Genomic DNA, 22173 nt, shown 5'->3' on the forward strand with positions numbered 1-22173 from the left:
GGTTCTTTGTCAGCAGCCCCAGTCTATTTCCGGTCCCGCGCCTTCACCTTGCGCCGCGCCGCATGCAGGATCGGCTCGGTATAGCCGCTGGGCTGGTCGGCGCCATGCAGCGCCAGGTCGAGGGCGGCAGTGAACGCCACGGACTGGAAGTTCTCCGCCATGGGCCGATAGATCGGGTCGCTTTCATTCTGCTGGTCGACCACGCTGGCCATGCGCTCGAATACGGCAGTCACCTCGTCGCGGCTGACCAGTCCATGGCGCAGCCAATTGGCCACGGCCTGGCTGGAAATCCGGCAGGTGGCACGGTCTTCCATCAGCCCGACATCGTTGATGTCCGGCACCTTGGAACAGCCGACGCCCTGCTGCACCCAGCGCACCACATAGCCGAGAATGCCCTGGGCGTTGTTTTCCAGCTCGCGGATGATTTCCTCGTGGCTCAGCGCATCGGACGCCTGCACCGGCATGGAGAACAGCTCCGCCAGCGGCGGCAGAGGCTGGTTGTGGCGCCGCTTCTGCGCCTCGAACACGTCCACCTGATGATAATGCAGCGCATGCAGCGTTGCGGCCGTCGGCGACGGCACCCAGGCCGTATTGGCCCCGGAACTGGGATGGCCGATCTTGGCCTCCAGCATCGCCGCCATATCGTCGGGCCGCGCCCACATGCCCTTGCCGATCTGGGCCTTGCCGGAGAAGCCGGCGGCCAGGCCGATCAGCACATTGCGGTCTTCATAGGAGCCGATCCAGCGCTCGTCCTTGATCTCGTCCTTGCGCAGCACCGCCCCGGCTTCCATCGAGGTATGGATTTCATCGCCCGTGCGGTCGAGGAACCCGGTATTGATGAAGAATACCCGGGCGCGCGCCTCGTAGATCGCCGCCTTGAGATTGGCCGAAGTCCGGCGCTCCTCATCCATGATGCCGATCTTGATGCGGTTCGGCTCCAGGCCGAGGAAATTCTCCACCGAGGCAAAAATCGCGCAGGCAAAGGCCACTTCCTCGGGGCCATGCATTTTGGGCTTGACCACATAGATCGCACCGTTGCGGGCATTATTGCCCTTGTCATGCAGGGCGCAGAGCGCGGTCAGCGCCGCATCCATCAGCCCCTCGCCCACCGGCTTGCCGTCGAGCAGCACCGCATCGGTGGTCATCAGATGGCCGACATTGCGCACCAGCAGCAGCGACCGGCCCTTGAGCACCAATTCCTGGCCATTGACGTCCTTATAGGTCCGGTCGCCCTTGAGCCTGCGGGTCACCGACTTGCCGCCCTTCTCGAACGTGTCCTCCAGCGTGCCGTCCATCAGCCCGAGCCAATTGCGATAGACCCCGACCTTGTCCTCGGCATCCACCGCCGCGACCGAATCCTCGCAATCCTGGATCGTGGTCAGCGCCGCCTCGACGACGACATCGCTGAGGCCGGCGGCATGGGCCGCGCCGATCGGCGTGTCCGGGGCGATGATCAGCACCACATGCAGCCCGTTATGGCGCAGGACGATTTCTCCTGCCTGCTCGGTGCCGCCATAGCCCACGAAAGCCGATGGATCGCGCAGTCCCGTTTGCCCCGTCGGCAGGTCCACCGCGAAAATCCGGCTCTCGCCGTCCTTGATCACATGATAGCCGGTCGCATCGGCATGGCTTCCCGTGGCCAATGGAAAGGTCTCGTCCAGGAACGCCGCCGCCCGCGCCACCACTTCGGCGCCACGCGCCGGATTATATTGCTTGCCCGGCGCCAATTCGCCATCGCGGCTCACCGCGTCGGTGCCATAAAGCGCGTCGTAGAGCGACCCCCAGCGCGCATTGGCGGCATTGAGCGCATAGCGGGCATTCGATACCGGCACCACTAGTTGCGGCCCGCAGATCGTGGCGATTTCCGGGTCCAGCCCCTCGGTCTCGATGCTGAACTCGCCCGGCTCCTCGACCAGATAGCCGATCCGGCGCAAAAAGGCCTCATAGCCGGCCGGATTGTTGGCGACCGGCCCGTTCTGGCGATGCCAGTCGTCGACCTGCCCCTGCAATTCGTCGCGCCGCGCCAGCAGACGGGCATTGGTCGGCACATGCTCGGCCAGCATGGCGGCAAAGCCGTCCCAGAATTGTTCTTGTGTAACCGGCGTGCCCGCCAGCGCCTCCTTCTCGACAAAATCCACCAGCAGCGGATGCACGGAAAGGCCGGATCTCGTCTGATATTCAGTCATGCCAGATGTCCTTGGGAAACAGCTTTGGCGACAGCTTTAGGCCATCGTCGCGGGCGTCACAACCCGCCTAGGGTGGACTTCGCCCTTGCGCCGGCGACATAGACCTCGGCCACCGCCCGGTCGTCGCCCAGCGTCTGGAGCACGAATAATTCCTCGGCCAGGGTCTCGGCATTGGCCATGCGCATCCGCATGGTCGGCGTCGCCCTGGCATCGAGCACCACCAGGTCCGCCGCCCGCCCCGGCGCAATGGCGCCGATGGTCCGTTCCAGTCCCAGCGCCTCGGCATTGCCCAGCGTCGCCATATGGAAGGAGGCGAACGGATTGAGCCGCTGCCCCTGTAATTGCAATACCTTGTAGCCCTCGTCCAGTGTGCGCAGCATGGAAAAGCTGGTGCCGCCGCCGATATCGGTGGCAATGCCGATCCGCACCCCGTTGTTCAGCAGCCGCTCGCGGTCGAACAGGCCCGAGCCCAGGAAGAGATTGGAGGTCGGGCAGAACACCGCCACCGAACCGGTTTCGGCCAGAATGCCGGTCTCGCGATGATTGAGATGGATGCAATGGCCCAATAGCGTCTTGCGCCCCAGCAGGCCGTAATGCTCATAGATGCCCGTATAATCCGGCGCCTCCGGGTACAGCTCCATCGAATAGGAAATCTCGGCGTCGTTCTCGCTGAGATGGGTCTGCACATAGGCTTCGGGATGTTCTGCGACCAGCGCCCGCGCCGCCTCCATCTGTGCGGGCGTCGAGGTGATGGCGAAGCGCGGCGAGATGGCATAGAGCCCCCTGCCCCGCCCATGCCAGCGCGCGATCAGCGCCTTGGAATCGTCATAGCTCGATTGCGCGTCGTCGCAGAGCCCTGCCGGCGCATTGCGATCCATCATCACCTTGCCGCCGACCATCAGCATGTTGCGCCTTTGCGCCTCGGCGAAGAACGCATCCACCGAGCGCGGATGGCTGGAGCAATAGGCCACCGCGCTGGTGGTGCCGTGCCGGATCAGCGCATCGTAGAAATCCACCGCCACCGCATCGGCATGGCCCTGCTGGCTGAACTTCTGTTCCTCGATGAACGTATAGGTATTGAGCCATTCCAGCAGCGATCCGGCATAGGCGGCGGTGATCTGGCTCTGCACATAATGCAGGTGCAGGTCGATGAAGCCGGGCAGGATCAGGTTGGGCCTATGGTCGATGACCACGGCGCCGGAAATGTCCGCCGCCGAAAAATCCCCCAAGGCGACAACGCTGCCATCCTCGATGCTGACCGCGCCGTCTTCGAGATAGAGATAGCTGTCCGCATCGTCCAGGCCCTGCGGCGCCCGGTGAAAGCTCAAGACCCGCCCGCGCAGAATGGTGCGGCTCATGACCCCGAGCCCTCGCGATACCATTCCACCAGCAAAGCCCGCTCCGCCCCGGTCATCTCCGTGACATTGCCCGGCGGCATCGCATGGCTCCACCCGGCCTGGATGGCGATCTCATGGGCGTGGTTGGCAATGGCCACGTCATTGTCGAGAATGACATTCTTGGGCGCCTGATAAATGCCCTCATGCACCGGCTCGGCCGTATGGCACATGGCGCAGCGGGTCTGTACCGCGAGGCTCGCCGCCGCGAAATGTCCGGTCTGCATGAAGCGCTCGCCCGCCGCCGTCGGCAGCGTTTCATCGCCCATGCCCGGCAATTTCGGCGCCGTCGACAGCCAGGCGATGACCAGCATCAGCACCACGGCCATTCCCCAGGTCCAGTGCGGATTGCCCTTCCGGGCGTGGCGGGTGTTGAAATAATGCCGGATGACGACGCCGACCAGGAAGATCAGCGAGGCGATGATCCAGTTCCACTGCGTGGCGAAAGCCAGCGGGTAATGGCTGGACAGCATGAAGAAGATCACCGGCAGGGTCAGGTAATTGTTATGCAGCGAGCGCTGCTTGGCGATGACGCCATATTTGGCGTCCGGCACCCGCCCCGCCTTCAAGTCCGCCACCACTTTTCTCTGGTTGGGAATGATGATCATCGCCACATTGGCGGTCATGATCGTGGCGGTGAACGCGCCCATATGCAGCATGGCGGCGCGGCCGGTGAACAATTGCGTATAGCCCCAGCTCATCGCCACCAGGATGGCGAACAGCACCAGCATCAGCCCGGTGGTGGATTGCCCGATCGGCGACTTGCACAGCGCGTCGTAAAGCAGCCAGCCGAGCACGATGGAGCCGATCGAGAGCAGGATCGCCACCCAATTGGCCACGTCCAGCACATTACGGTCGACCAAATAGAGGTCGGCGCCCACATAATAGAGCAATGCCAGCAGCATGGCCCCGGACAGCCAGGTCGCATAGCTCTCCCATTTAAACCAGGTCAGATGCTCGGGCAGGAATTCCGGCGCCACCAGATATTTCTGAATGTGGTAGAAACCCCCGCCATGCACCTGCCATTCCTCGCCATGCGCCAGCGGCGGCAGGCTCGGGGTCTTGCGCAGGCCCAGGTCCAGCGCGATGAAATAAAAGGACGAGCCGATCCAGGCAATGGCCGTCACCACATGCAGCCAGCGCACGGCGAACATCGCCCATTCATAGAAAATCGCCAGATCGCCCATTCCAGCCTCATACTCGATTTGCCCCTCGCCCCTGGTGGGAGAGGGTGGTTTTGTCCGCGTTCAGCGGACGAAACCGGGTGAGGGGTTTTTCCCGCATGTCAGCTGCCAGCGGAAATGATTCCCCAACCGCCTGCGCCCCCCTCCCCCTTGAGGGGAGGGCCGGGGTGGGGGTGCTGCGTTTCCTACATATCCGCAGCCTCGCCCTCGCTCCGCCACCCCCAATCCTCCCCTCAAGGGAGAGGGAGAGCAGCTAAACAGACCAGGCCGGCGCCTCACGCCGGCCTGCCGGCATGAACGCCTTTAGGCCTTCACGCCTTCCACATACCAATCCATGGCCCACAGCCCGGCATCGTCGATGGTTTCGCCGGCCGCCGCGCGTTCGGTGCCGGTATTGTCGACGATCGGCCCGGTAAACGGATGCAGCGAGCCATCGACAATGCCGTTCTTGACCGCTTCGGCGGCTTCCACCACTTCGGCGGGAATCTTCTCGTTATAAGGCCCGATCACCACTTCGCCGGCGGCAATGCCCGGCCAGCTGTCATCGGACACCCAGTTACCGGCCTGCACGTCCTTGACCACCTGGATATAATGGGGTGCCCAGACGTCGATGATCGCGGAAAGATGCGCATTGGGGGCGAAGGCGCTCATATCGGCGCCCTGGCCGAAGCCGCCGATAATGCCGCGCTCCTCGGCCACCTGCAGCGCCGCCGGACCGTCGGAATGCTGCGAGATGATGTCGGCGCCCTGATCGATCAGCGCGCGGGTGGCGTCCGATTCCTTGGCTGGATCGTGCCAGCTCGAGAGCCACACGACATTGACCGTGATCTCGGGATTGACCTTGCGGGCCGCCAGCGTGAAGGCGTTGATGCCCATCACCACTTCGGGGATCGGGAACGTGCCGATATAGCCGATATTATTGGTCTTGCTCAGATGGCCGGCCAGGGTGCCCATGACGGCGCGGCCTTCATGGAAGCGGGCATTATAGGTGCCGACATTGTCCGAGCGCTGATAGCCGGTGGCGTGTTCGAAGATCACGTCGGGGAATTCGCGGGCCACCTTGATCACGTAGTCGCCGAAGCCGAAGCTGGTGGCGAAGATGATCTTGTTGCCCTGCTGGGCCAGTTCGCGCAGCACGCGTTCGCAGTCCGGGCCTTCCGGCACGCTTTCCACAAAGGTGATCTCGACCTGGTCGCCGAATTCTTCTTCCAGCGCCTGGGCGCCGACCCAATGGCCATAGGTCCAGCCATTGTCGTCCTTGGGACCGACATTGACGAACCCGATCTTGAGCGGGCCGTCCTGGGCGAAGGCGAGCGAGCTCGCCAGCGGCAGGGCCAGGCCCGCGGCGCCGAGCTTGAGCGCTGTGCGGCGGGTGATGATGGTCATTTTGTTCTCCTTGACTGAAAACTGTTGTTGCTAGTCTTTTTATTGGCCGGGCATGAAAGGCTTGCCCAGGCAGGCGGGCGCTGCCGAATGTCCGGAACGCCGCAGCGAGATCAGCACCAGAACGATGATCGTCGCCAGATAGGGGAGCGCTGCCCAGAATTCGGACGGCAACAGACCCATGCTGCCCGAGGCTTTGGTATAAAGCTCGATGGTCATCACGAGTCCGAAGAGATAGGCGCCGGCCAGCAGGCGGAACGGCCGCCAGGCGGCGAACACCACCAGCGCCAGCGCGATCCAGCCGCGCCCGGCGGTGAGCTTCTCGGCCCATTGCGGCGTGAGCAGCAGCGGAAAGCAACTGCCCGCAATGCCGGCCATCGCCCCGCCGAACGCCACCGCGGCATAGCGCACGCCGATGACCGAATAGCCGATGGAATGGGCGGAGAAATCGTTCTCGCCCACCGCGCGCAGGATCAGGCCCGCCCGGGTCTTGTTGAGGAAGAACCAGACGGCGAAGACCAGGATCAGCGAGAAATAGACCAGCGGGCTATGGCCGAAGATCAGCCGCCAGATGGGATGGCTCGCCAGCTCCGCCGGAAACACCGAGCGGAAGATATCGATGGGCCGGCCCGTATAGCCCTGGCCGAACAAGGCCGAGAAACCGGTGCCGAAAATGGTCAGCGCCAGCCCGGTGGCCACCTGGCTTGCCGACAGGGTCAGCGTCAGGAAGGCGAAGATCATCGAGGATGCGGCGGCGGCCAAAGCGGCGCAGCCAATGGCCAGCCAGGGATTGCCGCTCGTATAGGTCACGGCGAAGGCGACCACCGCGCCGATCAGCATCATGCCCTCGACGCCCAGATTGAGCACGCCGCTCTTTTCCACCACCAATTCGCCCAAGGCGGCGATCAGGATCGGCGTGGAGGCGCCGATCAGGGTGAAGATGATGGGGATCAACAGGTCCATGCTCATCGCGCGATCTCCACTTCGGCCCTGGCGCCGAGGCGCAGCCGATAGCGCACCAGGACGTCGCTGGCCAAAAGGAAGAACAGCATCATCGCCTGGAAAATGCCCACCGCCGCGACCGGCAGCTTGATCGTCGTCTGCGCCACCTCGCCGCCGACCACGGCCACCGCCATGGCCAGCCCGGCGAAAATGATTCCTATCGGATGCAGCCGCCCGAGAAAGGCCACGATGATGGCGGTGAAGCCGTAATTGGTCGGGAAGGACGGCACCATGCGCCCGAACGGTCCCGCCGCTTCCAGCACCCCCGCCAGCCCCGCCAGCGCGCCGCCGGTCAGCAGCGCCAGCCAGATCGTGCGATTGACCGAAAAGCCACCATAGCGCGCCGCGCTGGGCGCCGCCCCGACCACCTTGATCTGGTAGCCGAACACCGACCGGCTCATGAAGAACCAGGCTCCCAGAGCCACGATGATGGCGATGGGCACGCCCAGATGCACGATGGTTCCGGGCACCACACGCGGCAGCATCTGGTCGCCGGTAAACATCCGGGTCTGCGGGAAACCGAAGCCCATCGGGTCCTTCCAGGGCCCGATGACCAGATAGTTCAGCAATTGGATGGCCACATAGGTCAGCATCAGGCTGGTGAGGATTTCATTGACCTGCAGCCGGGTCCGCAAAAAGGCCGGCACCGCCGCCCAGGCCATGCCCCCCGCCATGCCGGCGACGATCATCAGCGGCAAGATCCAGGCGCCGCTCATGTCGCGCGTCAGCAGCGCCACCCCGGTTGCCGCCAGCCCGCCCAGCACATATTGGCCCTCGGCTCCGATATTCCACACATTGGCGCGATAGCCGATGGCAAGGCCCACCGCGATGATGATCAGCGGCGCCGACTTGACCGCCAGGTCCTGCCATTTGAGCGGGTTGAGCAGCGGAGTGAGGAAAATCTCCCGCACCGCTCCCACGCCGTCATAGCCGATCAGAGAAAATACCAGCGCGCCCACCAGCGCCGTCACCAGCACCGCCCCGATCGGCGACAGGTAGAGCATGGTCTTGGAGGGTTCGAGGCGCTTTTCGAGGCGTATCTGCATCATGCCGCCTCCGTCCCGCCATGGACGCCGCCCATCAGCAGGCCGATCTCCTCCACGCTGAAATCCTTCACCGGCCGCGCCTCGCTCAACCGTCCCATATTGATCACCGCCAGCGTATCGGCCAGGGCCCGCAATTCATCCAGGTCCTGACTGATGACCACAATGGCCGATCCGGCGGCGGCCAGGTCGACCAGCGCCTGATGGATCGCCGCCGCCGCGCCGGCATCGACGCCCCAGGTCGGCTGGCTGACCACCAGCACCGACGGCCTTTGCAGGATTTCCCGGCCCATGATGTATTTCTGCAAATTCCCCCCGGACAGCGAGCCGGCGGTGGAGCCCGGCCCCAGCGCCTTGACCGCGAAATCGGCGATCACCTTGCCCGTATAGGTCTTGGCCGCTCCCGAATTGATCAGCCCCAGCATCACCATGCCGAGCCGGTCGCGCGCCGTCAGCACCGAATTGTCCGACAGCGAGAAATCCCCCACCGCCGCGTGGCCGTTACGCTCCTCGGGCACCGCGCAGAGGCCATGCCGCCGCCGCTCGGTGGTGTCCATCAGCCCGATGCCATTGCCGTCGATGCTGATGGTCTGGCGGTCCGTGCTGCGAATCTCCCCCGACAGCGCGTCGAGCAGCGCGTTCTGCCCATTGCCGGCCACCCCCGCTATGCCCAGGATTTCCCCGGCGCGTACCGTAAAACTCACATCATTGACCGGAACGTTAAAATGGCCGGTGCTTGATGTTGACAATCTGTTAACCGACAGCTTCGCTTCGCCAAAGGTTCTGCCGGCGCTTTTGACGATTTCCTTGAGCCCGGCGCCGATCATCTTTTCGGCCATGGAGCGGCTGGTTTCCTGCTTCGGGTCGCAGGTATCCACCAGCTTGCCGCCGCGCAGGATCGTCGCCGTATCGCATAAGGCTTTGATTTCATGTAGCTTATGCGAGATGTAGAGGATCGAGCAGCCTTCCTTGGCCAATTGGCGCAAGATGGTGAACAATTGCTCCACCTCCTGCGGCGTCAGCACCGAGGTGGGCTCATCCATGATCAGCAGTGAAGGGTTGAGCAGCAAAGCCCTAACGATTTCAATACGTTGCCGCTCCCCGACCGACAAGGTCGCCACCGTGCGATGCGGATCGAGCGCCAATCCATAGGTCCGCATGACCTCCCGAATCCGCGCCTCCAACTCCCGCGACGGGATTTTGGCGTCCATGCCCAGCGCGATATTTTCCAGCACGGTCAGCGCTTCGAACAGCGAAAAGTGCTGGAAAACCATACCGATACCCAGCTTTCGCGCCGCCTTGGGATTGGCCACGATCACCGTCTCGCCATTCCAGCGGATTTCCCCCGCATCGGGCTGCATGATGCCGTAGATCATCTTGACCAGCGTGGACTTGCCCGCGCCGTTCTCGCCCAAAAGCGCGTGAATTTCCCCGGGCCTGACCGAAAACGAAACATTGTCGTTTGCCAGAACCCCTGGAAATTGCTTGGTAATTTCGACCAGCTCCAGCCGGCTTGGTATATTAGCTTCCACTCGCCACCCCCATCGTGCCGGGAATGGGCGCAGGCCCGGCAGCAACGTCCCTGTCCCCGATGTGGACCATAATTTCAGCCGCCGCCAGCGCCGCAATCACCGATGGCCGTTTATCCCCAAGCCCTTGCGCCCCGATCGGCAAGATCAATCGCTCCAAGGCTGTCCGCTCCCCGCCCTGCTCGATGAACCAGCTGGAAAATTTCGCCCGTTTGGTTTTGGAGCCGACCATGCCGACATAGGCGGCATCCCGCCGCGCCAGCGCCTCGTTGGCGATCAGGAAATCCAGCGCATGATCATGAGTCACAATGACAAAAGCGCTGCCATGGGGCGCGGAACGCACCACCGCCTCGGGCATGGCGACCCGTTTATGCGGGATGCCGGGCGCCAGCAGGTCGAGCTCCTCCTGCCGCGTATCGATGACTTCCAGCCGCACCGGCAGCAGCGACAATATCTGCGCCAGCACCCGGCCGACATGGCCGGCGCCGAAAATATAGACATGCGCCGCCCTGGCCTCTTCGGCCGCCGCCCGCGCCAGCAGCTCCTGGCGCAGGGCCCCGTCGGCGAAGCGCAGCGCCACCTTGACCCGGCCGCCGCAGCATTGGCCGATTTCCGGGCCCAGCGGCACATCCATGGCCTCCGCCGCGCGCCCCTCAGCGATCAGCCGCCGCGCATGGTCGATGACCATATATTCCAGCGCGCCGCCGCCGATCGTGCCAAGGATCGTCGCCGGCCCCACCAGCATGAAGGTCCCCTGTTCCCGGGGCGAAGAGCCGCGCACGGCGGTGAGTTCGCAAGCGATGGCGGAGGAATTGTCGGCGAGAAAAGTGGCGAGGCTGGCCGCGTTCATTGGCCTGCCCCTCGCATATGGAGCGGCCCGGGCGATGCAACCGGCGCAATCCTCACCCCTTCATCCCTTTCATCCGCTCGACCCCCATCAGCACCCGCTCGGGCGTCACCGGCGTATCCAGCTGCGGCGCATGGGCGTAGTCCGCCACGCTCGCCACCGCCATGCCCAGCGCCTCGACCACGCTCATGGCCAACATGAGCGGCGGCTCGCCCACGGCCTTGGAGCGACCGATCGTCGGCTCCCGGTTCACCGACCACTCGGCCAATTTGACATTGAAGATTGGCGGCACATCGGAGGCCAGCGGGATTTTGTAGGTCGAGGGCGCGTGCGTCCGCAATTGCCCCTTGGCGTCCCAGACCAGTTCCTCGGTGGTCAGCCAGCCCATGCCCTGGATGAATCCGCCTTCCACCTGGCCGATATCGATAGCCGGGTTCAGCGACTTGCCCACGTCATGGAGAATATCCACCCGGTCGACGCTATATTCGCCGGTCAGCGTATCGATGGAGACCTCGCTGACCGAGGCGCCATAGGCGAAATAGTAGAACGGATGGCCGCGCCCGGTCGCCCGGTCCCAGTGGATTTTCGGCGTCTTGTAGAAGCCTGCCGCCGACAATTGCACCCGATTGAGATAGGCGGATGCCGCCAGCTCGGCGAAGGGCACGAATTTGTGCCCCACATTCATACCGCCCTGTACCCATTGGCAGTCCGCTGCATCAGCCTCGTAGAGCTTGGCGGCATGCGCTTCCAGGCGGCGCTTGATCTGCTCGCAGGCATCCCAGGCGGCCATGCCGTTGAGGTCAGAGCCGGACGAAGCCGCCGTCGCCGAGGTGTTCGGCACCTTGCCGGTCGAGGTCGCCATGATGCGGACATTGTCGAGATTGACCCCGAAAGCGTCGGCCACCACCTGCGCCACCTTGATATAGAGCCCCTGCCCCATTTCGGTGCCGCCATGGGACAGGTGGATCGAACCGTCCTTATAGACGTGAACCAGCGCGCCAGCCTGATTATACCAGGTCGCGGTGAACGAGATGCCGAACTTGACCGGGGTCAGCGCAATGCCCTTCTTGAGCACCGTGCTGGTCTTGTTGAAGGCGAGGATCGCCTGCCGGCGCGCCTGATAATCGGACGACGCCTCCAATTCGTCCACCACGCGATGGATGATATTGTCCTCCACCACCTGGTGGTAAGGCGTCACATTATCCTTGTCGGTGCCGTAGAAATTGGCCTTGCGGATATCCAGCGGGTCCTTGCCCAGCGCATAGGCGATATCCTCGATCCAGCGCTCGCATCCCATCATGCCCTGCGGCCCGCCAAAGCCCCGGAAGGCGGTATTGGAAACCGTATTGGTATAAAGCGGCTCGGAGCGCGCCCGCACGGCGGGAAACCAGTAGGCATTGTCGCAATGGAACAGCGCCCGGTCGGAAACCGGCCCCGACAGATCGGACGAAAAGCCGGCCCGGGTGCCATAGACCGCATCCACCGCCAGGATTTTTCCATTGTCGTCATAGCCGACATCGTAATCGACCACGAAGTCATGGCGCTTGCCGGTGGCCTGCATGTCATCGTCGCGGTCAGGGCGGATCTTGCAGGCGCGATTCCATTTCTTGGCCGCCACGGCCGCCACCGCGGCGAACAGGTTGCCCTGGGTTTCCTTGCCGCCAAAGCCGCCGCCCATGCGGCGCACATTGACGGTGACGGCATTGTGCCGAATCCCGAGAACGGCCGCGACCATCAATTGCACTTCGCTGGGATGCTGGGTGGAGGAATGGACCACGACATCGTCGTCCTCGCCCGGCACCGCCATGGCGATCTGGCCTTCGAGATAGAAATGGTCCTGCCCGCCAATGGCGATGGCGCCTTTTGCCCGGCGCGGCGCGGCGGCGAGCCCGGCCTCCACCTCGCCGCGCTCCAGCTTCAACGGCTCGGTCACCAATACGCCGCCCGCCGCCTGCGCGGCGCGCACATCGGGAAGCCAGGGCAGGTCGCCATAATCGATCTTGGCCAATTGCGCCGCGCGGCGGGCCGCATCGCGCGTCTCCGCTATCACCGCGAAAACCGGCTGCCCCCAGAAATGCACCTTGCCGATGGCGAAGATCGGCTCGTCATGCTTATGGCTCGGGCTGACATCGTTTTCGCCGGGAATGTCCTCGGCGGTCAGCACCCCGATTACCCCCGGCGCCGCCTCCACCGCCGACAGGTCCATGGCGAGGATATCCGCATGCGGCCTGGTCGACAGGCCCAGATAGGCATGCATTGTACCGATGGGCTCGGCCATGTCGTCGATATATTCGGCGGTGCCGGTGACATGTTTGGGCCCGCTGTCATGACGGGTATTGGTGTGCAAAACCGCGAGCGCGATAGGGGCCTCATGCTTGTTCATGGCCACACCTTTGCCGCCGGAGTCCCCATGGTGAGCTCCATCATGCCACCTCCCGTCTCAGCCGCTCGCCCTGCCCCTGCGTCTCCAGATAGAAGCGCTTGAGCAGGTTCTGGGCGGCCAGCAGCCGATATTCCGCCGAGGCGCGCATATCGGAGAGCGGCTGGTAATCCTCGGCAAAAGCCGGCAGCGCCGCCTCGACACTTTCCATCGTCCAGGGCATGCCGAGCAAGGCCGTTTCCACGGCGCTGGCGCGCTTGGGAATAGCCGCCATACCGCCAAAGGCGATGCGGGCCATCTCCACCATGCCTTTGTCGTCGAGGGCGACGCGGAACGCGCCGCACAGCGCCGAAATATCTTCGTCGCGCCGCTTGGAAATCTTGTAGACGGCCAATGTCTCTGCCGCTGGCAATAGCGGCAACGTGACACTTTCCACGAACTCGCCCGGCTGGCGGTCCTGCTTGCCATAGGCGAGGAAATAATCCTCCAGCCTGATCTCGCGCCGCTGCTCGCCCTTGCGCAGGCCCAGCCTGGCGCCCAGCGCGATGAAGACCGGCGGGGTATCGCCGATCGGCGAGCCATTGGCGATATTGCCGCCGATCGTGCCCATATTGCGCACCTGTTCGCCGGCAAAGCGGTTCCACAATTCCTGAAGCTGCGGAAATCTGGCCGCGATGACCGGCAAGGCTTCCGAATAGGTGACCCCGGCATGGAAGCGCACTTCGCCGTCGCTCTCGTCGATACGCTTCAGCTCCTGCAAATGCCCGATGAAGATCGCCGGTCCGATATGGCGCATGAACTTCGTCACCCACAGGCCCACATCGGTCGAGCCGGCGACGATCCGCGCCTCGGGATTTTCCGCATAGACTGCGGCGAAGTCGTCGAGGCTGGCCGGAATGATGACCCGGTTGCCACCGTCGCCGATCTCGACCCGGCGCCCGTCATTGAGCGCTTTGATCTTGTCCTTGACCGCGATGCGCTCGGCCCAGAGCGGGTCGCCCTGCGGCTGGCCATAATCGGATATCGCCTGCCCGGCGCGAATGATCGGCGCATAACCGGTGCAGCGGCAGAGATTGCCCTGCAAGGCCTTTTCGATGGCCGTCCGTGACGGCTGGGGATCGCGCATCCACAGCCCGTAAAGGCTCATCACGAAGCCCGGCGTACAGAAGCCGCATTGCGAGCCGTGATGATCCACCATGGCCTGCTGCACCGGGTGCAACGCCCCGTTCTCGCCGCGCAGATGCTCGACGGTCACCACATGCGTACCATGCAGGCTGCCGACGAAGCGGATACAGGCCGTCACTGAATCATAGACGATCTCGTCGTCCAGCAGCTTGCCGACCAGCACGGTGCAGGCGCCGCAATCCCCCTCGGCGCAGCCTTCCTTGGTGCCGCGCAGGCGCCGCTCCAGCCGCAGCCAGTCGAGCAGGGTCAGGTCGGGCGCCACATCTTTCAGCGCCACCTCTTCGCCATTGAGCAGGAACCGGATGGCATTGGCGATTTCGACCATGGTTCAGCTCCCCCGATAGGTGGAATAGGAAAAGGGGCTGACCAAGAGCGGCACGTGATAATGCTTGTCCTCGGAAATGGTGAAGCGGATCGGTACAACATCGAGGAACGGCGTTTCGATCTCGACGCCGAGCCGCTCGAAATATTGCCCGACATGGAAACGGATTTCGAATTCGCCCTGCTGGAACTGGTCGTCGGCGAGCAATGGCTGGTCCACGCGGCCATCTTCATTGCTATAGCTGTCGAGCAGATGATGGGTATGGTCGCCATGCACGACATGCAGTTCCAGGCGCATTCCGCGCGCCGGCTTGCCATGCATGGTGTCGAGTATATGCGTCGTCAGGCGACCGCCCGCCATTGCTGCTGCTCCCTTCCGCGCCCCGCCTGAAAGTGAGGTCCACCTTCCAGGTTCGGAATGCGCAAAATCCTCATTCCCCGGAGAACAGATTATCCCAATGAAGCCGAACCGCAATGCACATTTTTTACCAAGTGGTCCACTTTTGTACATCTTGTGCGCCAGCGCGATGCCGCTACACTCCCGGCGGCCCAAACAGGACGAGACCGTAAAATGAACCGCTATCCGCGCGATATGCATGGCCACAGCCAGAATCCGCCTCACGCCAACTGGCCCGGCGGCGCGCATGTGGCGGTACAATTTGTATTGAATTTCGAGGAAGGCGGCGAGAATTGCATCCTGCATGGCGACGCGGAATCCGAAGCATTCCTGGTGGACGTCCTGGGCGCCGCGCCCTGGCCCGGCCAGCGTCACGCCAATGTGGAATCGATGTATGAATACGGCTCCCGCGCCGGTTTCTGGCGGCTGCATCGTCTTTTTACGGAAGCGAGGCTGCCCGTCACCGTCTATGGCGTGGCCACCGCGCTGATGCGCGCACCCGCCCAATTGGCCGCCATGCAGGAAGCGGGCTGGGAGATTGCCAGCCACGGCCTCAAATGGGTGCAGCACAAGGACATGCGGCCGGCTGAAGAAAGCGCCCAGATCGCCGAGGCCGTGCGCCTGCACACTATTGCCACCGGCTCGCGTCCCCTGGGCTGGTATACCGGTCGTTCCAGTCTCAACACTATCGACCTCGTCGCCGATTACGGCGGCTTCGCCTATATTTCCGACACCTATGACGACGACCTGCCCTATTGGAAGGTCATTGGCGGCAAGCCGCAACTCATCATTCCCTACACGCTCAGCGCCAATGACATGCGCTTCGTCACCGCGCCCGGTTTCAGCAATGGCGAGGAATATTTCACCTTCCTCAAGGACAGCTTCGACTGCCTCTATGCCGAAGGCCAGGCCGGCTCGCCTAAAATGATGTCGCTGGGGCTGCATTGCCGTCTGGTGGGTCAGCCGGGTCGCTATCAGGGCCTCAGGAAATTCGTCGATTATATCAAGACCTTCGACAAGGTCTGGGTGCCGACGCGGCTGGAGATCGCCCAGCACTGGGCCAGGGAGCATCCCTATATCGCGCCCGAAACCATCCCCAGCCAGCTCGGCAAGGACGATTTCGTCCAGCTTTATGGCTCGATCTTCGAACACTCGCCCTGGATCGCCGAACGCGCCTGGGAAGACGAAATGGGGCCGGCCAACGACAATTCCATCGGCCTGCATTTCGCGCTGCGCAGCCAGTTCCGCATGGCCAGTGCCGAGGAGCGGCTGGCAGTGCTGCGCGCCCATCCCGATCTGGCGGGCAAGCTGGCCGCCGCCAAGCGCCTGACCGCGGATTCCACCGCCGAACAGGCCTCCGCCGGCCTCGATGCCCTGACCGATGGCGAGCGGGAGAAATTCACCGCGCTCAACCAGGCCTATATCGATAAATTCGGCTTCCCCTTCATCATCGCCGTGCGCGATCATACCAAGGCGTCGATCCTGGAAAATTTCGAGCGGCGGCTCGCCAATTCGGCGGATGAGGAATTTGCCACGGCTTGCGCGCAGGTGGAGCGGATCGCCCTGCTAAGGCTCCAGGCGATCCTGCCCTAGGATTTTCATCCGTGCCGGCCGTTCGCATCGGCATGCGTGTCGTCTTCGGCGCCATCGAATCCGAAAAGCATGGCCAGCACCGCCAGCCAGGGCAGATTGTGCTGCACCCAATGGCGCGGAGGGACACCGATATTCGCTGACACGCTACGCATCGGTCCAGGCTAGAAGATAATGTTGAAGATTGGGTAACCTTAACGAGACGAAAGCGAAATCCCTCTCACTTATGAAGTCGCTGACGCGAAACCATGCGGATGGGATGCCATGGCGCGCGAACTGCGCTATCAAGAATGAATTACTGCTTGTCCTGAGACCAGAATGGCTGCTTCCTACGCTTCGCCCCCCGCCGGTCATCCGGGCCAGATGGCCCTGCATACCGGCCGCGCCGTCTTCACCGAGGCCTATGCATTGATCCCGCAAGGGGTGATGCGCGACATCGTCACCTCCTACCTGCCGCATTGGCGCGACAGCCGCCTCTGGATCATCGCCCGCCCGATGAGCGGCTTCGCCGAAACCTTCTCGCAATATATCGTGGAAGTCGCCCCCGGCGGCGGCAGCGAGCGCCCGGAGCCGAATGCGGAAGCCGAAGGCGTGCTGTTCCTGGTCGACGGTCAGGTGACGCTCACTATCGACGGCAATGCCCATTCCCTCAAGGAAGGCGGCTATGCCTTTCTGCCGCCGGGCTGCCAATGGAGCCTCGTCAACCGCAGCACCGCGCCGGCTCGTTTCCACTGGGTCCGCAAGCGCTATGAAGTGGTGGACGGCGTCGATATTCCTCCTGCCTTCGTCGCCAATGAGCAGGACGAGCCGATCCGCTGGATGCCGGACACCGGGGACACCTGGGGCACCACCCGCTTCGTCGATCCGGCCGATATCCGCCACGACATGCACGTCAATATCGTCACCCTCGAACCGGGGGCCGTCATTCCTTTCGAGGAAACCCATGTCATGGAACACGGGCTCTACGTGCTGGAAGGCAAGGCCGTCTATCGGCTGAACCGGGATTGGGTCGAGGTCGAGGCCGGCGATTTCATGTGGCTGCGGGCCTTCTGTCCCCAGGCTTGTTATGCCGGGCCGCAGCGGTTCCGCTACCTGCTCTACAAGGACGTCAATCGCCACGCCAAGCTGCCCTTCTGAGCCATGCCCGATCGCATCATCCATATCGAGCCGCTGACTGCCGAGGCCTTCGCACCATTCGGCCAGGTCATCCAGCTCGCCGGCGCGCATCATTATCCCATCAATAATGGCATGACCGAGCGCTACCATGATCTGGCGAAGGTCGAACTGGGTGGCACTCATCCCCGGCCGCTGATCTCCATCTTTCGCGGCCAGCCCTATGCCTTGCCGCTGGACCTGAAACTGGTGGAGCGGCACCCGCTGGGCAGCCAGGCCTTTTATCCGCTCTCCGCCAGTCCCTGGCTGGCCATCGCCGCCGAGGACGAAGCCGGCAAACCGGCCCGCCTGCGCGCCTTCCGCCCGGCGCCCGGACAGGGCGTCAATATCGCCATGAACATCTGGCATGGCGTACTGACCCCACTGGAACGGCAAAGCGACTTTCTCGTCGTCGACCGGGGCGGCGAGGGCAATAATCTCGAAGAACATCATTTCCAGGTGCCATGGCGCATCGTCCAGTAAGACGAGCGCCCTGCTTTCCCCGCTAACCCTAATCCACGCCGCCGCTCGCAACCCCACAGGCTATTCGCTAGTTTGAACGGGAAATGCAGGGAGACATCCATGCTTGTCCTCAAACTCATCCGCATCGTCCTGGCGCTGACGCTGATGGCGGCGCCGGCAATGGCCGAGACCGTCACGCTTGACGGCACCGTCACCTATCGCGAGCGCATCGCCCTGCCCCAAGGCGCGCAATTGCGGATATCGCTGGTGGCCTTGCCGTCCGGCGCGGCTATCGTCGGGGCCTCGTCCGATATTCCCGTCATCGGCCAGGTGCCGCTGGCCTTTTCGCTCAATATCCGCAGTAAGCTGAGCGGCGACGCCTATGGGCTGGTCGCGGAAATCCGCAGCGGCGGCCATACGTTGTTCCGCAATGCCGCGCCCGTCCCCGTCGATCCGTATGCCGCGCTTCCAGTCCACATCCTGCTGCAATCCGTGCCTCGGGAACCTCTCGACACTTTGCCGCTGCTGCCACCCGACCTGATCGACAATATCTGGTCGGTCACCAGTATTGGCGGGCGTCCGGCCATCGGCACGCGACCGGTGACGCTGTCCATCGCCGCCGACCAGCGCGCCGGTGGCAATGGCGGCTGCAACAATTATTTCTCCGAGGCCAGCATAGAGGGCCGCGCCATTGCCTTCGGGCCTGCCGCGGCCACCCGCATGGCCTGCGCACCCGACATCATGGCCCAGGAAAGCGCCTATTTCGCCGCGCTCGCCGCTGTGGCATCCTTTGAACTGGATGGCGACAGCCTGCGCCTGCTCGATGCCGCCGGTGTGCCGCTGATCGGTCTCGTTCGCCCGAAGGAATAATGGCTTGGACAATGCTGCGCTGATTTCACGCCTTTTCGACGTCATCGAAAAGCATATCGCTCCGGTAACGGCCGCCGGCGTCGCCCGCGGCAACAAACTCTTCGGCGCGGCGATCCTCCGGAAATCCGATCTCTCGGTGGTCGTGGCCGAAACCAATAACGAGATCGACAATCCCCTCTGGCATGGCGAAATGCACGCCATCAAGCGCTTCTTCGAAATCCCGGCGGACCAGCGCCCGCTGGCCAAGGATTGCCTGTTCCTGGCCACCCACGAGCCCTGCTCGCTATGCCTTTCCGGCATCACCTGGTCGGGCTTCGATAATTTCTATTATCTGTTCAGCCATCAGGACAGCCGCGACAGCTTCGCCATTCCCTACGACATCCAGATTCTCAAGGCGGTCTATGCCGTGCCGGAACCGGAAACCGGGCAAGTCTCTCCCGATCGCGACCTCTACAATCGCAGCAATTCGTTCTGGACCAGCCATGGCATCCAGGAAATGATCGCCAGCCTCGATCGCAGCGGCAAGGAAGCGCTGATGGCCCGCTTTGACGAGATCACCGCGCTTTATGGCGAGCTTTCAAAGACCTATCAGCAGGACAAGGGCCATAAAGGCATCCCGCTGGCATAGCCAGGGTTATTCCGCCGCCACCGCCGCTGGCAGATATTGACTGCGCGGCACCTCGGCGAACGTCGCAGCAAAGGTCAGAACGCTGATCGCCAGCGCGGTGAAGAATATTTGCAACCCCGCTTTCACCCGCGCCATTCGGACACCTCGCTCTTGGCCTGACCGCCACCCCAATACGCTCTCGCCCCCGCCCGCATAAATCCCGCCAGGCGCATGGCTGCCATGCGGCCCGAACCTTTTGAGCTTCCCGGCGTTGGAAATGCTGGCCAGTATTGCAACCGAGGAAGTTTCCATGTCCGACCTGATTGCTCATTCCGGCGGCTCGGTTCCCCTGCTCGCCGTCTTTACCGATTTCGACGGCACCTTGGTCGAGATCGCCGAAACCCCCGATTCGATCGAAGTGCCGTCTGAACTGGCGGGACGCATCGACCGGGCGCTGCACGATTTTGGCAATGCCTTCGCCGTCCTGACCGGCCGCGAGATTGCCGACATCGACCGCTATCTGTCGCCCCTGCAATTGCCGGTGGCCGGGGCCCACGGGGCCCAGCGCCGCCGCGCCGACGGCAGCCGCGAAGAAGTCGACGCGGCGATCATTGCCGGTGCCGACGCCATCGCCCACTCGCTGGAGGCGCTGACCGTCGCCAATCCCGGCCTGCTGGTCGAAGCCAAGGACGGCGCCGTCGCCCTGCACTTCCGCCAGGCACCCGAATTGGAAAACGCGGTGCATCAGGCCATGCAGGATGCCTTGCTCGACCATCCTCAATTCACCCTGGTGCCCGGTAAGATGGTGCTCGAAGCCCGCCCCATCGGTTTCGACAAGGGCGCGGCGCTCCGCGCCTTCATGCAGGAAGAACCTTTTGCCGGCCGTACGCCGATCTTCATCGGCGATGACCGCACCGATGAAGACGCCTTCCGCGCTGCCCAGGATTTGGGCGGCATCGGCATCAAGCTGGGCGAGGGCGATACTGCCGCCCGCATGCGCATCGCCGATGTGGCCTCGGTCTACGCCCTGCTGCAAGGCCTGGGCGACATCGCCAACCGCAATCAATCGGATAATCCGGCCATGGCGGAAACCACGCACTGACCTTGTACGCGCCGCCGCGGCGGCCGCATTCTTTCGTCAAACAGCAAAGGAGCCAGAGGCCCCATGAGTCGCATTGTCATCGTATCGAACCGCACGCCCGGCAAGGGCCCCGCCGCCGGCGGCCTTGCCGTGGCGCTGCGAAAGGTACTCAGCGAACGCGAGGGCTTCTGGTTCGGCTGGTCCGGCAAGCTCACCGACCAACCTGCCCCGGAGGCGCGCTTCGAGGATATTGACGGCCTCACGGTCGCCCAGATCGATCTCACCCGCGACGATCACCACGCCTATTATGCCGGCTTTTCCAATTCCATCCTCTGGCCCAGCTTCCATCTCCGGCTCGACCTCGCCACCATCGAGAGCCATTGGTATGAAGGCTATCGCCGGGTGAACCAGCAATTCGCCCGCGCGCTGCTGGCGCTGCTCAAGCCCGACGACATCGTCTGGGTGCACGATTATCACCTCATCCCTCTGGCCTCCGAATTGCGCAATCTCGGCGCCCGCAACCGCATCGGTTTTTATCTTCATATCCCCTTCCCCACCCCCGACGCGCTCTATGCCATCCCGCACCACGAGGAATTGATGCGCGATCTCTCGCGTTACGATCTGGTGGGCATGCAGGCCAAACGTGACGTGTCCGCCTTCACCGAATTCGCCGAACATCAAGCGTCTTCGACCTTTGGTGGCCATCGCGCCAAGACCGTGGATTTCAGCCGCACCGAGGTGGATGCCTTTCCGATCGGCTCGGACCCCGAGGCCTTTGCGCGGCTGGCGGTCAGCCCCGCCGCAACCAAGATGATTCACCGCATGAGGCGGGCCATGGGCAGCCAGCGCCTGATCCTGGGCGTCGACCGGCTCGATTATTCCAAGGGCCTGCCGCAGCGTGTGGAAGCCTATGAAAAGCTCCTGACCAACAATGCGCGCCTGCGCCGCTCGGTCCACCTGTTGCAGGTGGCGCCGCCCTCGCGTGACAGTATCAAGGAATATCAGGAAACCAGCGACGCACTGGACGCCATATGCGGCCGCGTCATGGGCAAATTCGCCGAACCCGACTGGCAGCCCCTGACCTATGTGAAACGCGCCTATGGCCAGCCGAGCCTGGCCGGCCTCTACCGTCTCGCCCGAGTCGCGTTGGTGACGCCATTGCGCGACGGCATGAACCTGGTGGCCCACGAATTCATCGGCGCCCAGGACCCCGCCGATCCCGGCGTTCTGGTACTGTCGCGCTTCGCCGGCGCCGCCGAAATCTTCCCGGAGGCGCTGCTGGTCAATCCCTTCGACACCGACGAAACCGCCGAGGCCCTGCGCATCGCCCTCGACATGCCTCAGGACGAACGCCAGCAGCGCTGGCAGGCGCTGATGGCCGCCGCCAGAAAGCACAATGTCGATGACTGGGCCCTCGGCTTTCTCGCCCGATTGGCGCCGGGCATGCAGGACAAATCCACCACCAGGGACATTCTCTATCTGGCCTCCGTGGCGTAGCGCGCTTCTGACGACGCGAGGGTGACGCTCCCAGAAAGAGGCGCCCCATCCGCAATCAAAAAG

At 63.4% G+C, this 22173-nt stretch carries 20 protein-coding genes; 7 read left to right on the forward strand and 13 right to left on the reverse strand.

The window, feature by feature from the left end; genetic code table 11:
* Window positions 1–23: 23 nt before the first annotated feature.
* The 11 genes from O9Z70_RS10445 to uraH form a co-directional block, all read right to left on the reverse strand.
* The gene (locus tag O9Z70_RS10445; protein ID WP_286018760.1) at window positions 24–2186 is read right to left on the reverse strand and encodes a malate synthase G; all 2163 of its coding nucleotides are present in this window, start codon (window positions 2184–2186) and stop codon (window positions 24–26) included.
* A gap of 56 nt (window positions 2187–2242) precedes the next feature.
* The gene (guaD, locus tag O9Z70_RS10450; protein ID WP_286018761.1) at window positions 2243–3544 is read right to left on the reverse strand and encodes a guanine deaminase; all 1302 of its coding nucleotides are present in this window, start codon (window positions 3542–3544) and stop codon (window positions 2243–2245) included.
* Window positions 3541–4767: a urate hydroxylase PuuD gene (locus O9Z70_RS10455; RefSeq protein ID WP_286018762.1), complete on the reverse strand. Its 1227-nt coding sequence runs from the start codon at window positions 4765–4767 to the stop codon at window positions 3541–3543. The genes guaD and O9Z70_RS10455 overlap by 4 nt, the downstream gene beginning before the upstream one ends.
* A 300-nt stretch (window positions 4768–5067) precedes the next feature.
* Window positions 5068–6150, reverse strand: a complete 1083-nt coding sequence (locus O9Z70_RS10460) for a BMP family ABC transporter substrate-binding protein (RefSeq protein ID WP_286018763.1) — start codon at window positions 6148–6150, stop codon at window positions 5068–5070.
* A gap of 39 nt (window positions 6151–6189) precedes the next feature.
* Window positions 6190–7110 carry an ABC transporter permease gene (locus O9Z70_RS10465; RefSeq protein WP_286021993.1) on the reverse strand — a complete coding sequence of 307 codons (921 nt, stop codon included), beginning with the start codon at window positions 7108–7110 and terminating at the stop codon, window positions 6190–6192.
* A 2-nt stretch (window positions 7111–7112) separates the two neighbouring features.
* Window positions 7113–8198, reverse strand: a complete 1086-nt coding sequence (locus tag O9Z70_RS10470) for an ABC transporter permease (RefSeq protein ID WP_286018764.1) — start codon at window positions 8196–8198, stop codon at window positions 7113–7115.
* Window positions 8195–9724, reverse strand: a complete 1530-nt coding sequence (locus O9Z70_RS10475; RefSeq protein ID WP_286018765.1) for an ABC transporter ATP-binding protein — start codon at window positions 9722–9724, stop codon at window positions 8195–8197. The genes O9Z70_RS10470 and O9Z70_RS10475 overlap by 4 nt, the downstream gene beginning before the upstream one ends.
* Window positions 9714–10571: a xanthine dehydrogenase accessory protein XdhC gene (gene xdhC, locus O9Z70_RS10480; RefSeq protein WP_286018766.1), complete on the reverse strand. Its 858-nt coding sequence runs from the start codon at window positions 10569–10571 to the stop codon at window positions 9714–9716. The genes O9Z70_RS10475 and xdhC overlap by 11 nt, the downstream gene beginning before the upstream one ends.
* A gap of 52 nt (window positions 10572–10623) precedes the next feature.
* On the reverse strand, window positions 10624–12951 hold the full coding sequence (gene xdhB / locus O9Z70_RS10485) for a xanthine dehydrogenase molybdopterin binding subunit (RefSeq protein WP_286018767.1): 2328 nt from the start codon (window positions 12949–12951) through the stop codon (window positions 10624–10626).
* Window positions 12952–12991: 40 nt separating this feature from the next.
* A complete protein-coding gene (gene xdhA / locus O9Z70_RS10490) occupies window positions 12992–14458 on the reverse strand; it encodes a xanthine dehydrogenase small subunit (RefSeq protein WP_286018768.1) in 1467 nt (488 codons plus the stop codon).
* A 3-nt stretch (window positions 14459–14461) separates the two neighbouring features.
* The gene (gene uraH, locus O9Z70_RS10495; RefSeq protein WP_286018769.1) at window positions 14462–14815 is read right to left on the reverse strand and encodes a hydroxyisourate hydrolase; all 354 of its coding nucleotides are present in this window, start codon (window positions 14813–14815) and stop codon (window positions 14462–14464) included.
* Between the two features lie 210 nt (window positions 14816–15025).
* Here uraH and puuE point away from each other — a divergent pair, with 210 nt between their 5' ends.
* Window positions 15026–16444, forward strand: coding sequence for an allantoinase PuuE (gene puuE / locus O9Z70_RS10500; protein WP_286018770.1), 1419 nt, complete (start codon window positions 15026–15028; stop codon window positions 16442–16444).
* 5 nt (window positions 16445–16449) lie between these two features.
* Here puuE and O9Z70_RS10505 read toward each other — a convergent pair whose 3' ends face one another.
* The gene (locus O9Z70_RS10505; RefSeq protein ID WP_286018771.1) at window positions 16450–16587 is read right to left on the reverse strand and encodes a hypothetical protein; all 138 of its coding nucleotides are present in this window, start codon (window positions 16585–16587) and stop codon (window positions 16450–16452) included.
* Between the two features lie 172 nt (window positions 16588–16759).
* On the opposite strand from O9Z70_RS10505, the gene O9Z70_RS10510 reads away from it, so the two are divergent.
* From O9Z70_RS10510 to O9Z70_RS10525, 4 genes are all read left to right on the forward strand, one after another.
* The gene (locus tag O9Z70_RS10510) at window positions 16760–17578 is read left to right on the forward strand and encodes a bifunctional allantoicase/(S)-ureidoglycine aminohydrolase (RefSeq protein WP_286018772.1); all 819 of its coding nucleotides are present in this window, start codon (window positions 16760–16762) and stop codon (window positions 17576–17578) included.
* 3 nt (window positions 17579–17581) lie between these two features.
* Complete coding sequence (locus O9Z70_RS10515) at window positions 17582–18076, forward strand: ureidoglycolate lyase (RefSeq protein ID WP_286018773.1); 495 nt, start codon at window positions 17582–17584, stop codon at window positions 18074–18076.
* A gap of 99 nt (window positions 18077–18175) precedes the next feature.
* Window positions 18176–18925 (forward strand): META domain-containing protein, encoded by a 750-nt coding sequence (locus O9Z70_RS10520; protein WP_286018774.1) that lies wholly within the window; start codon window positions 18176–18178, stop codon window positions 18923–18925.
* 4 nt (window positions 18926–18929) lie between these two features.
* On the forward strand, window positions 18930–19553 hold the full coding sequence (locus O9Z70_RS10525) for a nucleoside deaminase (protein ID WP_286018775.1): 624 nt from the start codon (window positions 18930–18932) through the stop codon (window positions 19551–19553).
* Window positions 19554–19559: 6 nt separating this feature from the next.
* Here O9Z70_RS10525 and O9Z70_RS10530 read toward each other — a convergent pair whose 3' ends face one another.
* Window positions 19560–19688, reverse strand: a complete 129-nt coding sequence (locus tag O9Z70_RS10530) for a hypothetical protein (RefSeq protein WP_286018776.1) — start codon at window positions 19686–19688, stop codon at window positions 19560–19562.
* 154 nt (window positions 19689–19842) lie between these two features.
* Between O9Z70_RS10530 and otsB the strand changes: the two genes are divergently transcribed.
* Together otsB and O9Z70_RS10540 are read left to right on the forward strand one after the other, a co-directional pair.
* Window positions 19843–20634 (forward strand): trehalose-phosphatase, encoded by a 792-nt coding sequence (gene otsB / locus O9Z70_RS10535; protein WP_286018777.1) that lies wholly within the window; start codon window positions 19843–19845, stop codon window positions 20632–20634.
* A 63-nt stretch (window positions 20635–20697) separates the two neighbouring features.
* Complete coding sequence (locus O9Z70_RS10540) at window positions 20698–22110, forward strand: alpha,alpha-trehalose-phosphate synthase (UDP-forming) (protein ID WP_286018778.1); 1413 nt, start codon at window positions 20698–20700, stop codon at window positions 22108–22110.
* Window positions 22111–22173 lie beyond the last annotated feature (63 nt).

The sequence above is a fragment of the Devosia sp. YIM 151766 genome, assembly GCF_030285925.1.
In the GTDB taxonomy this organism is placed as follows: domain Bacteria; phylum Pseudomonadota; class Alphaproteobacteria; order Rhizobiales; family Devosiaceae; genus Devosia.